The following is a 13,312-nucleotide window of genomic DNA, read 5'->3' on the forward strand; positions in this document are numbered from 1 at the left end:
CTGCATCACCCGAATCGAAGCTGGTGCTCGGCGGTGGGGTCCCAGGTGTTGAGCCCCGGCTGCCCGAACGCGGGCGCCAGGACGTAGTGGTCGAAGGTCTCGGCGAGCAGCTCGCGCAGCCGGGCGTGGTGGCGGGCCACCTCGTCGGCGGCGGTCGGGTCGTCGACGAGGTTCTTGAGCTCGTACGGGTCGGCCTCGAGGTCGAAGAACTGCCAGGGCGTGCCGCCCTGGGCGTCGCCGAGGACCGTGTACTTGTACCGGCGGGTCCGGATCCCGCGCCAGGTCTCGGCGTGGAACGGGATGTTCGGGCGCATCTCGGCCACGAACTCCAGGAGCACGCCGTCGCGGTCGAGCGCGTCGGCCTCCCCGCGGGCCAGGGGCGCGAGGTCCCGGCCGGGCTTGGGGTCGCGCGGGGTGATGCCGGCCAGCCCGAGCAGGGTCGGGAACAGGTCCTCGGTGCAGGTCGGCTCGTCGAGCACCCGGCCCCCGCCGCCGACGTTGCCGATGATGAGCGGCGTGCCGATCGACTCCTCCCACGGCCGCTGCTTGGCCAGCTCCCCGTGGCAGCCGAGCAGCTCGCCGTGGTCGGCGGTGAGGGCGATGACCGTGTCGTCGAGCTTGCCGGCCTCGCGCAGCGCCGCCACGAGCCGGCCGATGTTGTCGTCCAGGTTCTCGATCATCGCGTAGTAGACCCGCAGGTCGGCCAGCAGGCCCTCGCCGTGCGGGCCGCGTTTCTTGTACTGCTTGTCCGCCTCCACGTTGTCGCGCAGCGCGATGTCCCGGTCGCGCCAGCGCTCGAGGTACTCCGGCGGCGCGGTGAACAGCGGGTGCGGCGGCTCGACGGACAGCACGGCGGCGAAGGGCTTGTCCCGCTCCGCCGTGGCGTACTCGGCGGCCATCGCGAACAGGTCGTCGGTCTGGTAGCCGGGCAGCTTGCGCATGGTCGGGTCGTCGTGGGTGGAGTACCAGGTGTCGTAGGGGTCGTTGGCGATGTCGAAGCCGGCGAAGTGCCCGAAGCGGCCCTGGAACGGGCGCGGAACCGGGGTCCGGGACGCCTTGACGACGGTGTGGCCCGGGTAGTGGCCGAAGTTGCCGTAAAGGTGCCACTTGCCGAACATCGCCGTGTCGTACCCGTGGTCGTTGAACTCGTCCGCGAGGGTGCGCTCGGCCGGCGACATCCGCCACTCGATCGACGGGATGAAGCGGGTGTGCGCGTACTCCCCCGTCATGAGCGTGAACCGGAACGGCACGCACACCGGGTAGGTCGACGAGGCCTGCTCGAAGCGGGCCCCGGACGCGGCGAGGGCGTCGATGTTGGGCGTGGAGACGTTCGGGTCGCCGTAGCAGCCGAGCGCCTGGCGCCGCAGCTGGTCGGCGATGACGAGGATGACGTTGGTCATTTGAGGCCGCCGGAGGTGAGGCCAGCGACGAAACGGCGCTGGAGCGTGATGAACAGCAGGAGCACCGGGACGAGCATGAACAGCGCGGCCGCGCTGGTGAGGCCCCAGTCGGTGGAGTTCTGGTCCTGGAAGGACAGGAAGCTGGTCGAGATCGGCCGCTTCGTCGGGTCGTGCACGAACGTGATGGCCCAGAAGAACTCGTTCCAGGCCCACAGCCCGACGACGAGCGCCACGGTCATGAAGCCGGGCCAGGCCAGCGGCAGCATCACCTTGCGGGCGATCTGCACCTCGGAGGCGCCGTCCAGCCGGGCCGCCTCGACGAACTCCTTGGGCACCTTGATCAGGAACGAGCGCAGCATCAGCGTCGCGAACGGCGCGTCGGTCGCCCAGTAGATGACCATCAGGCCGAACAGGCTGTCGGTGAGGTGCAGGTCGGCCCAGAGCGAGAACAGCGGGACGACGAACAGCTGCACCGGCATGGTGCTGCCGAGGAACAGGTAGGCCAGCACTCCCCCGCCGCCGGGCACCTCGAGGTGGCTCAGCGCGTAGGCGCCCAGCCCGGCGATGACGCAGGTGCCGAGCACCGCGCCGATCACCAGGATCACGCTGTTGCGCATGGTGGTGCTGAAGTCGCCCTGCGACCAGGCGGTGGCGAAGTTGTCGAAGGTGATCGAGGTCGGCGGGGCCAGCGGGCTGGAGCCGATCTCGGCGTTGTTCTTGAACGCGTTGAACAACATGATCACGAACGGGCCGACGGCGAACAGCGCCAGCACGGTGAGCACGGTGTAGGCCACCGGGTGGCGGCCGCCGGACCGGCGCCGCTTCGGCGCCCGCTCGGCGGTCGGCGTGGACAGCTGCTGCGGTGGTGCGACGGTGGCCGTCACTCCTCCCACCCCTTTCGGCGCAGCCAGGCGTAGCCGGCCAGGACGATGCCGGTGACCGCGGTCATCGACAGCCCGAGCGCGGCGGCGTACCCGGCCGAGTACTGGTTGAACGCCTGGTCGTACATGAGCGTGGAGACCACGTCGGAGGAGTTGGCCGGTCCGCCGTGGGTCATGATGAAGATGTAGTCGAACGCCTTGAGCGACCAGATGACGGTCATCAGCACGATGAACACGAGCGTCGGGCGGATGCCGGGCAGGGTCACCGACTTGAACTGCTGCCAGCGGCCGGCCCCGTCGAGCTTCGCGGCCTCGTAGAGCTGCACGTCGACGTTCTGCATCGCGGCGAAGAAGATGACCGCGAGGAAGCCCCACCAGTGCCAGTCGACGACGAAGTTGACCGCGTACAGGGAGGTCGCCGGGTCGCCGAGCCACGCCTGGTCGAAGCCGAGCTGGGCGGCGATCCCGCTGTTGGGCGACAGCAGCATCTTCCAGATCGCCGCGTTGACCACGGACGCGGTGACGTACGGGATGAAGAACAGCGTGCGGTACACCATCCGGAACCGGCGCACCTGGTTGATGAGGTGCGCGCCGAGTATGCCCAGGGCCATCGGCACGGTCAGGAACAGCACGAACCAGATCGCGTTGTGCAGCAGCGCCTCGTGCACCGCCGGATCGCTGAACGCGCGGGTGTAGTTGTCGAAGCCGATCAGGTTGGCCGGGCCGATGCCGGTCCAGTCGGTGAACGAGTAGTACACCGTGGCGATCGACGGGCCGAGCACGACCAGGATGTTGAGCGCCAGCAGCGGGGCCAGGAACGCCCAGCCGATCAGCGCCCGCCGCCACACCGCCCGGCGCCGGGACGGGCCCGGCGCCGGAGCGGTCAGCGTGGTCACTGCGACGTCCGCGGCATCAGCTGCGGCAGGTTGCCCTGCTGCTTCTCCGCGGTGAACGTGGTGGCGAGCTGCTTGCAGTACTCGGCCGCGGTGATCTTGCCGGTGAGCACCTGCTCCAGGCCCTCGTAGACGTAGACGTCGGACTTCGGCGGCCACCAGGTCCAGGTGACGTACCCGTAGTTGCCGCTGCTGACCGCCTTGTCGACCTCGGTGAGCACGCGGGCCGCGCGCGGGTCGGTCTTCTGCGGGATCTCGTCGGCCTTGAACGTGATCGGGATGTTGTACGTGGCCGGCACGTCGGCCATGCGCTGCAGGGCGGCCGTGCGGTCGCCGTAGTACCAGTTGAGGAAGGCGGCCGCGGCGTCCTGGTTCTTGCTGGCCTGGTTGATGGCGAACGAGCCGCCGATGCCGATCGCGTAGCTGTCCGCCTTGGCCGTCGACGAGAGCGGCGGCATGGCCATCCAGTCCCACTCGTTGGTGTTGTTGCCGGCCTTGCCGAAGAACGCGCCGATGTTGCTCATGTACCACTCGCCCTGCGGGATGGTGGCCACCGTGCCCTTGCCCAGGCCGGCGCCCACCTCGGCGGCCGGCACCGAGAAGTACTTGTCGGCCCCGCCGCCGACCCAGCCCTTGTCGAAGTACGACTTGAGCAGGCTGACGGTGTCCACGAAGACCGGGTCGGAGAACTGGATCTTGCCGGTGAGGGCCTGGTAGACCGCGTCGCCGCCGGCGAAGTTGTTCCAGAACAGGGTCATCAGCCACTCGCCGGCCGCGGTCCAGTCGGTGTTGGACGAGCCGAACGGGATGATGCCCTGGCCCATCGCGTCGGCCGCGAACGCCTCGAGGTCGCTGCGGTTCTTCGGCTGGGTCCAGCCCTTCTGGGTGAAGAGGGTCTTGTTGAAGTACAGCAGCATGGTGTCGACCCGCATCGGCAGCGCGTAGAGCTTGCCGTCGGTGGTGAACGCCTGCACCGCCCAGTCGGTCAGCTTGTCGTTCCAGCCCCACTGCTTGGCGTACGGCGTGAGGTCGGCCAGCAGCCGCGCCTTGCTCCAGGCGATGGTCTGGGTGGCGCTCGGGCCGCGCACGATGTCCGGCCCGGAGCGGGCCTGCAGCGCGGTCTGCACCTGCTGGCGGAGGTCCTGGCCCTTGTAGTAGGTCGTCTTGACGGTGATGTCGGGGTTGGCGGCGTGGAAGGCGCCGATCACCTTCTCGTCGAAGTACTTCTGGTTGGCGTCGCCGGTGATGTCGATCCACAGGCTGATCTCGCCCTTGCCGGTGCCCTTGCCGGCGTCGGCGTCGTCCCCGCACGCGGACAGCAGGCTGGGGACGGCGAGACCGGCCCCGGCGAGCCCGGCGGCGGACAGGAAACGGCGGCGGTTCAACGAAACGGTCATGACGAAACCTCATTCGGGGGTGTGTGCGGAATCGCGGGTGCGATCTCGACCTTCTGGGTGGCGGTGCGGCCCTCGGTGACCAGCAGGGCCACCCCTCCGGCGGGGAGGGAGCCGTCCGTCAGGTCGAACAGGGTGGTGCCGTCGACACCGGCGCGGATGCGGTCGCCGGTGACGGTGATCGTGAGCTGGTAGGTGGTGCCGTAGGACCAGGCGAAGGGCGTCGCGGCGAGCACGGTGCCGCCGCATACCAGCCGGGCGGTATCCAGGCCGGTCAATTCGAGGGCGTAGTACCGCAGCAGGCCCTGGACCCGGGCCGCGAGCCCGGCCGCGGCGGCGAGGTGCGGGGTGACGTCGGCGGTGACCGTGTAGTCGCGCCACTCCTGGCCGCCGGTGACGAGCAGGCCGGTGCCGGCGTTCTGCACGATGCGGAACGGCTCGGGCCAGCGCGCGTCGAAGCGGTCCAGGGCCGGCACCCAGGCGCGCCGCCACATCGTGCCGCCGTCCTCGGGCCGGGTCAGGGTGACGCTCGGCGCGCCGGTCCAGTCGAGGTCGCGCAGCGTGGCGGGGCCGTCGGTGCGCAGCCCGACCGCGACGACCGGCCGGCCGCCGAGGTCCGGCACCGTCCACTCGGCCCGTCCGTCCACGAACGAAGGACCATCCACCGTCTGTACGGTGTCGTCGCCGTCGTAGTACCGCAGCACCAGCCGGGCCGGGCCGTCGGCGTGCGCGACGATCGTCTGCCCGCTGTAGAGCGACGGCGCGGCGACGAGCGCGTAGATCGGCATCTCGCGCGCCTCGGGCGGGATGAACGTCGGGGTGAGCACGGTCGCCGCCCCGCCGACGGCGAGGGCGCCGTCCACGTTGGACACCGCCGTCGTGCCGTCCTCGGCCTGGAAGCCGTGCACCGAGCCCGGCAGCGCGAAGCCGAACCGCGGCCCGGCGGGCAGCGGCGCCTCCCCGTTGCGGATCCGCCCCACGTCGACGAGCGCGAGGGCCTCGCGGGCGGCGTCGGTGACGCAGCCGCCGCCGTCGGCCGCCGGGAGGTACATCCGGTCGGCGACGGGCCCGCGCCAGTCCTGCGCGGCCAGTCCGGCGAGCCCGCCGAACACCCCGCAGATCGCGCCGACGTTGCCGGCGTTGGAGTCGGTGTCCCAGCCGGAGGTGCAGACCACGGTCATCGCCGCGTCGAAGTCGCCGCCGCTGTGCGCGAGGGCGGCCACGACGATCGCGTGGTTGGGCACGACGTGGCAGTTGCCGCCGTAGCGGTGGTAGCCGTACTCGTCGTCGATGCGCTTGCGGGTCGCCTTCCAGTCCCCGTCCCGGGCCCAGTCGCGCACGTCGCGGTGGATGCGGGCGATCAGGCTGTCCGCGGGGACGAGCGCGATCGCGGTGTCCAGCAGCGCGTCCATGTCGGTGGCGGTGAACGCCCCGGCGACGAGCGCGGCGACCACCCGGGCCGCGTGGATCGCCTCGCCGTCGTGGCTGACCCGGGCCGCCCGCTCGGCCAGGTCGGCCGCGCCTGCCGGGTCGCCCGGGCAGGTCATGGCGAAGCCCTCGACGAAGATCTGGGCGCCCACCTGCTCGGCCACGACCAGGCCGTTGCGGGCGATCGAGCCGCTCTCCGGCGGCCTGATGCCGGCCCGCATGCGCAGGTACGCGGTGTGCTCCGTGGAGTTGCCGAGGCCGCCCCACCACAGCACCGAGGTATCGGGCACGATCTGGTCGAGCCAGGTGTCGCCGACGTCGGCGCTGCTCGGGTCCGGCCCGGCCGCGCGCAGGGCCCGCGGGAAGACGAACGTGCCGCTGATGTCGTCGTCGGTGACCAGGAACAGGTGGTGCTTGAGGGCCACGTCGGCGCGGTCGTTGACGTAGTAGGTGACGTCGCCGAGCTCGGCCTGGATCCTGTCGTACGTCCAGCCCTCGTACGGGCGGCCGAGGTAGACGGCGATGATCTTGCCGAGGACGCCGGCGTAGACGCGCTCGGCGTGGTCGGTGGGCAGCTTGGTCATCAGAACGGCACTCCAGCCCGCAGGACGATGTTGGCGTACGGCGTGTCCTCACCGGTGCGCACCACGGCGCGGGCCCGGCCGGTGCGGGCCTTGAGCTCCTCGTGGGACACCAGGTCCAGCGGCACGTCGCCGAGGCTGTCGCGCACGGCGGCGGCGAGCTTCTCGTCGGTCAGCTCCTCGGCCATGGTGGCCGCCTCGACGACCAGTTCGCCGAGGACGGGGCGCAGGACGGTGAGGAAGCCGGGCTCGCCGCGGCTGACGACCAGGTCGATGATCTCGACGCCGGCCGGCACCGGGAGCCCGGGGTCGGCCACGACGAGCAGGTCCCCGTGGCCCATCGCGGCGACCACGGCGAGCAGTCTGGGGTGCCAGAGGCCGGTACCGCGCATCAGGACCACCCCCCGGCCAGCGCCTCGACGGCGGCCCGGTCCGGCAGCGCGGCCTGCGCGCCGAGGCGCCCGGTGGCCAGGGCGCCGGCGGCCGCGCCGGTGCACACCGCGTCGTTCAGGCCGCCGCCGGCCGCGAGCCGGGCCGCGAGCCCGCCGCAGAACGCGTCGCCGGCGCCGGTGGTGTCCACGACGTCGACCGGGAACGCGGGCTGATGCCAGTCGCCGGTGTCGTCGGAGGCGACCGCGCCGTCCGCGCCGAGCGTGATGACGCAGGCGTCCGGGCCCTGCTTGCGCAGCGCGGCGGCGACCGCGAACCAGGCCGCGGGGTCCTCGGGCCTGTGCGGAACCGCGTCGGCCGCCATCGCCAGCGCCTCGGTCTCGTTGACCACGAGCACGTCGACGCGGTCCAGCAGGTCGGCCAGGTCCGGGTCCTCGCCCTCGGGCGACGGGGCCGCGTTGAGCACGACCCGCGCCCCGCCGGCCCGGGCGATGCCGGCCGCGGCGAGGCAGGTGGCGACCGGGATCTCCAGCTGCAGCAGCACCACGTCGCCGGGCTCGACCGCGGCCGGCAGGTCCGCCAGGCCGGCCGGGGCGAAGCGGAAGTTGGCGCCGGAGGAGACGACGATCGTGTTCTCCCCGTCGGCGGCCACGACGATCTGCGCGACGCCGGTGGTGGCGCCGTCCACGGTGGACAGGTGCGCGAGCCCGACGCCCTCGGCGCCGAGTGTGTCGCGCAGCTGGTTGCCGAACGCGTCCGCGCCGACCGCGCCGAACAGCAGCGTCAGCACGCCGAGCCGGGCCGCGGCGACCGCCTGGTTGGCGCCCTTGCCCCCAGGCAGGAGCGCGGACTCGCTGTCCCGCCCGAGTATGGTCTCGCCGGGCCGGGGCAGCCGCCCCACCCGCGAGATGACGTCGACATTCACGCTGCCGACGACGATGACCTTGTTCACGCCCGCCCTCCCTGCTGTTCCTGTGCCTGGTGCTCGCCGGCGGCAACGTCCTCGCCGACCTCGTCCTCGGTGATCTCGTCCTCGGTGATCTGGTCCTCGGTGATCTGGTCCTCGGTGATCTCGCCGCCCGGCGGGTCGGGGCACCCGCAGGAGCCCCGGGCCAGCAGCGTCACCGGGAGCACGGTCAGCGCCGCGGCCTCCGGGTCCCGCTCGGTGTCCATCGCGTCGAGCAGCCGGTCGAGCACGACCCGGCCCATCTCGGCGAACGGCTGCGCCATGGTGGTGAGCGCCGGGGTCGTGTAGGCGGCCGCGGCGATGCCGTCGAACGAGGCCACGGCCACGTCCTCGGGGCAGCGGATGCCCAGCTCCTGCAGCGCGCGCAGGACCCCGACGGCCTGCTCGTCGCTGGCCACGAACACGGCGTCGAACTTCCGCCCGGCCAGCAGCTCGCGGGCGCCGAGGTACCCCGCGCGGCGCCCGAACGCGCCGTGCCAGACCGACATCTCGCTGGGCCGCACGCCCGCCTCGGCGAGCGCGTCGCGCCAGCCGTTGACCCGCTCGTTGGCCGGGACCACGTCCTGCGGCCCGGAGATGCAGGCGACCGACCGGCGCCCGTGCTGCAGCAGGTGCTCGACGGCGGCGCGGGCCCCGGCCCGGTTGTCGGCGAGCACGGCCGGCGCGGCGGCGCCAGGGAGGCGCCGGTCCAGCGTCACGAACGGCACGCCGGACTGCAGCAGCTCCGGCAGGCACCCGGCCGGCCCGTGCGCCGGGACCAGGAACAGCCCGTCGACCTGGCGGGCCAGGAACGTCCGCACGTAGGTGGTCTGGCGCTCGTCGTCCTCGGCCGCGTTGCCCAGCAGCAGCGTGTAGTTCTCGCGGAACGCGGCCTCCTCGATCGCGTGCGCCAGCTGGGCGAAGAACGGGTTGGACGTGTCGGGCACGACCAGCCCGAGCGTCATGGTCCGGTTCGTGCGCAGCGAGCGGGCGATCCCGTTGGGCCGGTAGTTGAGCTGCTCGATGGCGGCGAGCACCCGCGCCTTGGTCTCGGGCGAGACGCCCCGCGGCCCGCCGTTGAGCACATAGCTCACGACGGCCGGGGACGTACCGGCGAGTTTGGCGACATCCGCACGACGCGTGACCACGCATCCTCCAGCTAGCAACCCGTGTTGCAATCGATGTGATTGCGAGCATGTGACGAGGACATTTACTTCAGCAACACGTGTTGATCGGCCGTTACCCGATCGTGATCCACACTGAACAGACGGCACCGCCTTGATCGCACGACGTGACGGCGGCCACATTCGAATGTGACAAATTCCGACCTCCCGACGGGACCGCGGCGGCCCGCCACGACGAAAAGCCGCCGCCCGGTCCGGCCGTGTGGCGCACGGGGGTTCGCCACACTGACCGGACCGGGCGACGGCTCCGGTGATCTGGGACTGCTGGGTTCAGACCGCGGTCGGGCCCTTCCGGGTGAGGCGGTCGTAGAGGTCGGGCCGGCGGTCGCGCAGGAAGGGGCGCTTGCGCCGGGTCGCGGCGATCAGGTCCAGGTCGACCTCCGCCACCGCGAGGCCGTCGGCGTCGTCCTCGGCCTGGGCCAGCACGTCGCCGTCCGGGCCGTAGACGGCGCTGAGGCCGAAGTAGTCCTTGACGCCCTCCTTGCCGACCCGGTTGGAGCAGATCACGAACATGCCGTTGAACACGGCGTGGGCGCGCAGCTCCAGCTGGAAGACCTCGCGCATCGGGGCGCTGGCCGAGGCGACCGGTACGCACAGGACCGAGCCGCCGCGCAGGGCGACGATCCGGCTGAGCTCCGGGAAGTGCCGCTCGTAGCAGATGATGGTGCCGACGCCGGTCTCGCCGGTGTCGACGACCTCGGGCTCGGTGCCGCCCGGCTGGAAGTAGAACTTCTCCGGGAAACCGTTGGAGAAGGGCAGGTGCGACTTGCGGTACGTCGACCTCAGCTCGCCGTTCACGAACGTGCAGGCGGTGTTGTAGTACACGCCGGGGACGTCCGCGGCCTCGAAGACCGACGAGACGACGGTCATGCCGTGCCGGCGGGAGCGCTCGGCGGCCATCCGGTTGGAGGGGCCGTCGAGGGGCTCGGCCAGCGCGAAGTACTCGAGGTCGGGCTCGGGCTGGACGAACGGGACCGCGAAGAGCTCCGGCAGCAGCAGGATGCGGGCACCCCGACCGGCGGCGGCGTCGATGAGGTCGGCGGCGCGCCCGATCGTCTCGGTGCGGTCGTTCGATGCCTGGAGTTGCAGCGCTGCGAGTTTCACGCGAGGACCTTTTCCGAGGGCTGGGTCAGGCCGGTGATCGAAACGCCCGACCTTGTCTTGTACCGCTTGTTCACCGAGATGAGCACCGCCGTGAGGGGCTCGAGCTGGCGGGCCAGCCGCAGCCGTCCCGCGTCGATGCCCCGGCCGCCGGTCACGTCGTGCGCGAGGCCCATGACGAGCTCCTTGGCCTCCCGGTCGTCGCCGCACACCAGGACGTCCTCGTGGCTGAGGTCGGCCTCGGGGTCGAGCAGCAGCGGCGCGGCGAGGTGGTGGAACGCCCCGACCACGGTGGCCGACGGCACGAGCGCGGCGGCCTCCTCGGCGGCGCTGCCCGCGGGCACGTCCAGGCCGAAGGGGCCGTGCTTGTCGAAGCCGAGCGGGTTGACGCAGCCGATGACCACCTTGCCGGCGAGGGCCGGGGCGAGGTCCGCGACGAGCTCGGCGTGGCCGTCGTAGGGCACTGCCAGCAGTACCACCGCGGCGCTTTTGGCAGCGTCCAGGTTGGCCGCCCCGGTGATGCCGGGCTGCCCCAGCTCGGCCGCGGCGGCCGAGGCGCGGGCGGCGTCGCGGGAGCCGAGGATCGCGGTGTGGCCGGCGGTGGCGAGGCGGAAGGCCAGGCCGCGCCCCTGCGGGCCGGTCCCGCCGATGACGGCGATCCTCATGACTTCGCCGCCTGGGCGAGGCGGGTGAGGGTCTGCTCCTTGTCGCCGAGCGTGGAGATGATCGGCACGCGCACGCCGGCCTCGTGGTAGGACATGAGCTTCGCGTACGCGTCGTCGGTCGAGCCGCAGGCGGTGACGTTCTGCACGAGGCTGTTGGGGACGAGCTGCATGGCCCGCTTGATGTCCTCCGGGGTGGCCGGCCAGCCCGCGATCTCCTGCAGCCGGTCGACCAGCTCGCGCTCGACGCCGCAGTGCTCGGCGATGTGCGGCTGCTGGCACAGGTACAGCGTCAGGAACGCCTTGCACGCGTCGATCGCCTCCTGCGGGTCGGCGTCGTTCACGCTGCACGAGACGATCTGGGTCAGGTCGATCGACTGCTTGCCGTCGGTGCGCCTGGCGATGCCGCGCTCGATCGCCGCCCTGGCGCCGACCAGGTAGGACGGCGGCAGCAGGAAGTCCATGTGCACGCCGTCGCTGATCTCGCCGGCCAGCTCGAGCATCTTGGGGCCGACCGCGCCGATGTAGATCGGGATGTCGACGGGCTTGTTCTCGCGGTACATGCTGTCGAAGCGCACGCCGCGCATCTGCACGAACTCGCCCTCGAAGTCGACCATCTCGTTGCGGAAGAACGACTGCAGGACGCCGATGTACTCGCGCATCGAGGCCAGCGGCTTGGTCAGCGGCTGCCCGACCTTGGTCGCGAGCGGCTCCCACCAGGCGCCGATGCCGAGGATGGCCCGGCCCGGGGCCACCTCGTCCAGGGTCTTGAACGTGACGGCCATGAGCGCGGCGTTGCGGCTCTTGTTGTTGACGACGCCGGTGCCGATCTTCACCTGGTTGGTGCGGGCGGCGATGATCGCCGCCGGCACGATGCCGTCGCGGGCGAGCCGCCCCTCGGCGACCCAGACGGACTCGAACCCGTTCTGGTCGGCGAACTCGGCCTGCCAGTAGGTCTGCTCGAGGCTGAGCCGCTCGCCGACGTGGATGCCAAGCGGAAGGTTCATGTGGTGAGACTCCAGTTTCAGAAGAGGTTCGGCCGGCCGCGTTCGATGAACCGGCCCCGGCCCGCCTTGCCGTCGAACGATCCCGAGGCGTCGACGAGGTGGTCGCCCCGCGAGAAGACGTGCACCGGCTTGCCGGTCACCTTCATCCCGTCGTACAGGTTGTAGTCGGTGCGCATGTGCGTGCCCGCGGTGGTGATGACGTGGTCGGCCGCGGGGTCCCACACCACGAGGTCGGCGTCGGCCCCGACGGCCACGATCCCCTTGCGCGGGAACAGGCCGAAGAGCTTGGCCGGCCGGGTGGAGACGAGGTCCACGAACCGGCACGGGTCGATCCGCCCGCTCGCCACCCCGGACTCCCAGAGCACCATGAGCCGGTCCTCGATGCCGGGCACGCCGTTGGGTACCTTCGGGAAGTACCCCGGGCTGCGCAGTTTCTGCGGCGGCAGGTCGTCCGGCTGGTGCATGCAGAAGCCGGCGTGGTCCGTCGCCACGGTGGCCATCGCGCCCGTGACGAGCGCCTTCCACAGGCCCTCCTGGTTGCTGCGCTCGCGGATCGGCGGCGAGCACAGGTAGGCCGCCGCCCGCTCGCCGAGGCCCTCGTAGTCCTCGTAGGCGACCTGGAGGTACTGCGGGCAGGTCTCCGCCCACACCCGCCGCCCATCGGCGCGGGACCGGCTGATCTCCTCGGCCGCCGCGGCGCTGGAGACGTGCACGACGTAGAGCGGCGCCCCGACCGACTCGGCCAGCACGATCGCCCGGTGTACCGCCTCCGCCTCGGAGTCGTGCCCGTGCGCGACGGCGTGGAAGTGCTCGGCCGTCTTGCCGCCGTCGACCAGCCGCTGGGTCTCGCGGGCGACCATGTGCCCGTTCTCCGCGTGCACCATGGGCAGCACGCCGAGCTCGCGGGCGAGGTCGAAGCCCTCCAGCAGCTCGCCGTCGTCGACCATCTGGGTCCCGGGGTACGCCATGAAGAACTTCCAGCTCAGCGCCCCCTCGGCGACCAGGCGGCGCAGGTCGTCGAGGACGTCGGGCTGCTGGTGGCGGGGCGGGACGATGGCGTGCAGGCCGTAGTCGATCACCGAGCGCTCCCCGGCCGCGTCCCGGCGGCGCAGGTACGTGTCGAAGAGCGAGCGGTCCGGCTCCTTCTTGACGAAGTCGAGGATCGACGTCGTCCCGCCGTGGGCCGCGGCGACCGTGCCGGTGTGGAAGTCGTCGGCGGTCCTGGTGGTGAACCCGTCGATCGGGTACTCCAGGTGGGTGTGCGCGTCGATCCCGCCCGGGATGACGAGCATGCCCGTGGCGTCGATGACCCGGTCGGCGGTCCAGTCCGAACCGATACCGAGCGCGACGATCCGCCCGTCGCGCACCAGGACGTCGGCGCGGATGGCCGAGTCGGCGTTGACGACGGTACCGCCGCTGATCAGTGTCGATCCCATGTGCATCTC

At 71.6% G+C, this 13,312-nt stretch carries 12 protein-coding genes; all 12 read right to left on the bottom strand.

The window, feature by feature from the left end; translation table 11 throughout:
• Positions 1-5: 5 nt before the first annotated feature.
• Complete coding sequence (locus tag ACQPZ4_RS36485) at positions 6-1,400, bottom strand: sulfatase family protein (RefSeq protein ID WP_433046205.1); 1,395 nt, start codon at positions 1,398-1,400, stop codon at positions 6-8.
• Positions 1,397-2,284: a carbohydrate ABC transporter permease gene (locus ACQPZ4_RS36490; RefSeq protein WP_433046208.1), complete on the bottom strand. Its 888-nt coding sequence runs from the start codon at positions 2,282-2,284 to the stop codon at positions 1,397-1,399. Before ACQPZ4_RS36490 ends, ACQPZ4_RS36485 begins: the two co-directional genes overlap by 4 nt.
• On the bottom strand, positions 2,281-3,177 hold the full coding sequence (locus ACQPZ4_RS36495) for a carbohydrate ABC transporter permease (RefSeq protein ID WP_433046211.1): 897 nt from the start codon (positions 3,175-3,177) through the stop codon (positions 2,281-2,283). Before ACQPZ4_RS36495 ends, ACQPZ4_RS36490 begins: the two co-directional genes overlap by 4 nt.
• Entirely contained in the window at positions 3,174-4,571 is a 1,398-nt protein-coding gene (locus ACQPZ4_RS36500) for an ABC transporter substrate-binding protein (RefSeq protein ID WP_433046214.1), read from the bottom strand. Before ACQPZ4_RS36500 ends, ACQPZ4_RS36495 begins: the two co-directional genes overlap by 4 nt.
• A complete protein-coding gene (locus ACQPZ4_RS36505) occupies positions 4,568-6,580 on the bottom strand; it encodes an ADP-ribosylglycohydrolase family protein (RefSeq protein WP_433046217.1) in 2,013 nt (670 codons plus the stop codon). Before ACQPZ4_RS36505 ends, ACQPZ4_RS36500 begins: the two co-directional genes overlap by 4 nt.
• Positions 6,580-6,969, bottom strand: a complete 390-nt coding sequence (gene rbsD / locus ACQPZ4_RS36510) for a D-ribose pyranase (RefSeq protein WP_433046220.1) — start codon at positions 6,967-6,969, stop codon at positions 6,580-6,582. The genes ACQPZ4_RS36505 and rbsD overlap by 1 nt, the downstream gene beginning before the upstream one ends.
• Positions 6,969-7,919, bottom strand: a complete 951-nt coding sequence (locus ACQPZ4_RS36515; protein WP_433046223.1) for a ribokinase — start codon at positions 7,917-7,919, stop codon at positions 6,969-6,971. Before ACQPZ4_RS36515 ends, rbsD begins: the two co-directional genes overlap by 1 nt.
• Positions 7,916-9,061 carry a LacI family DNA-binding transcriptional regulator gene (locus ACQPZ4_RS36520; protein ID WP_433046226.1) on the bottom strand — a complete coding sequence of 382 codons (1,146 nt, stop codon included), beginning with the start codon at positions 9,059-9,061 and terminating at the stop codon, positions 7,916-7,918. Before ACQPZ4_RS36520 ends, ACQPZ4_RS36515 begins: the two co-directional genes overlap by 4 nt.
• Before the next feature lie 306 nt (positions 9,062-9,367).
• Complete coding sequence (locus tag ACQPZ4_RS36525; RefSeq protein WP_433046229.1) at positions 9,368-10,201, bottom strand: carbon-nitrogen hydrolase family protein; 834 nt, start codon at positions 10,199-10,201, stop codon at positions 9,368-9,370.
• Complete coding sequence (gene npdG, locus ACQPZ4_RS36530; protein WP_433046232.1) at positions 10,198-10,863, bottom strand: NADPH-dependent F420 reductase; 666 nt, start codon at positions 10,861-10,863, stop codon at positions 10,198-10,200. Before npdG ends, ACQPZ4_RS36525 begins: the two co-directional genes overlap by 4 nt.
• A complete protein-coding gene (locus ACQPZ4_RS36535) occupies positions 10,860-11,867 on the bottom strand; it encodes an LLM class flavin-dependent oxidoreductase (protein ID WP_433046235.1) in 1,008 nt (335 codons plus the stop codon). Before ACQPZ4_RS36535 ends, npdG begins: the two co-directional genes overlap by 4 nt.
• Positions 11,868-11,884: 17 nt before the next feature.
• The gene (gene hydA / locus ACQPZ4_RS36540; RefSeq protein ID WP_433046237.1) at positions 11,885-13,303 is read right to left on the bottom strand and encodes a dihydropyrimidinase; all 1,419 of its coding nucleotides are present in this window, start codon (positions 13,301-13,303) and stop codon (positions 11,885-11,887) included.
• Positions 13,304-13,312: the final 9 nt, after the last annotated feature.

Source organism: Dactylosporangium sp. CS-033363 (assembly GCF_050942475.1).
In the GTDB taxonomy this organism is placed as follows: domain Bacteria; phylum Actinomycetota; class Actinomycetes; order Mycobacteriales; family Micromonosporaceae; genus Dactylosporangium.

Bases quoted from the DNA above. Each gene is read 5' to 3' on its own strand.
- ACQPZ4_RS36485 (WP_433046205.1), bottom strand. From the start codon at position 1,400: ATGACCAACGTCATCCTCGTCATCGCCGACCAGCTGCGGCGCCAGGCG.
- ACQPZ4_RS36500 (WP_433046214.1), bottom strand. From the start codon at position 4,571: ATGACCGTTTCGTTGAACCGCCGCCGTTTCCTGTCCGCCGCCGGGCTC.
- ACQPZ4_RS36505 (WP_433046217.1), bottom strand. From the start codon at position 6,580: ATGACCAAGCTGCCCACCGACCACGCCGAGCGCGTCTACGCCGGCGTC.
- rbsD (WP_433046220.1), bottom strand. From the start codon at position 6,969: ATGCGCGGTACCGGCCTCTGGCACCCCAGACTGCTCGCCGTGGTCGCC.
- npdG (WP_433046232.1), bottom strand. From the start codon at position 10,863: ATGAGGATCGCCGTCATCGGCGGGACCGGCCCGCAGGGGCGCGGCCTG.
- ACQPZ4_RS36535 (WP_433046235.1), bottom strand. From the start codon at position 11,867: ATGAACCTTCCGCTTGGCATCCACGTCGGCGAGCGGCTCAGCCTCGAG.
- hydA (WP_433046237.1), bottom strand. From the start codon at position 13,303: ATGGGATCGACACTGATCAGCGGCGGTACCGTCGTCAACGCCGACTCG.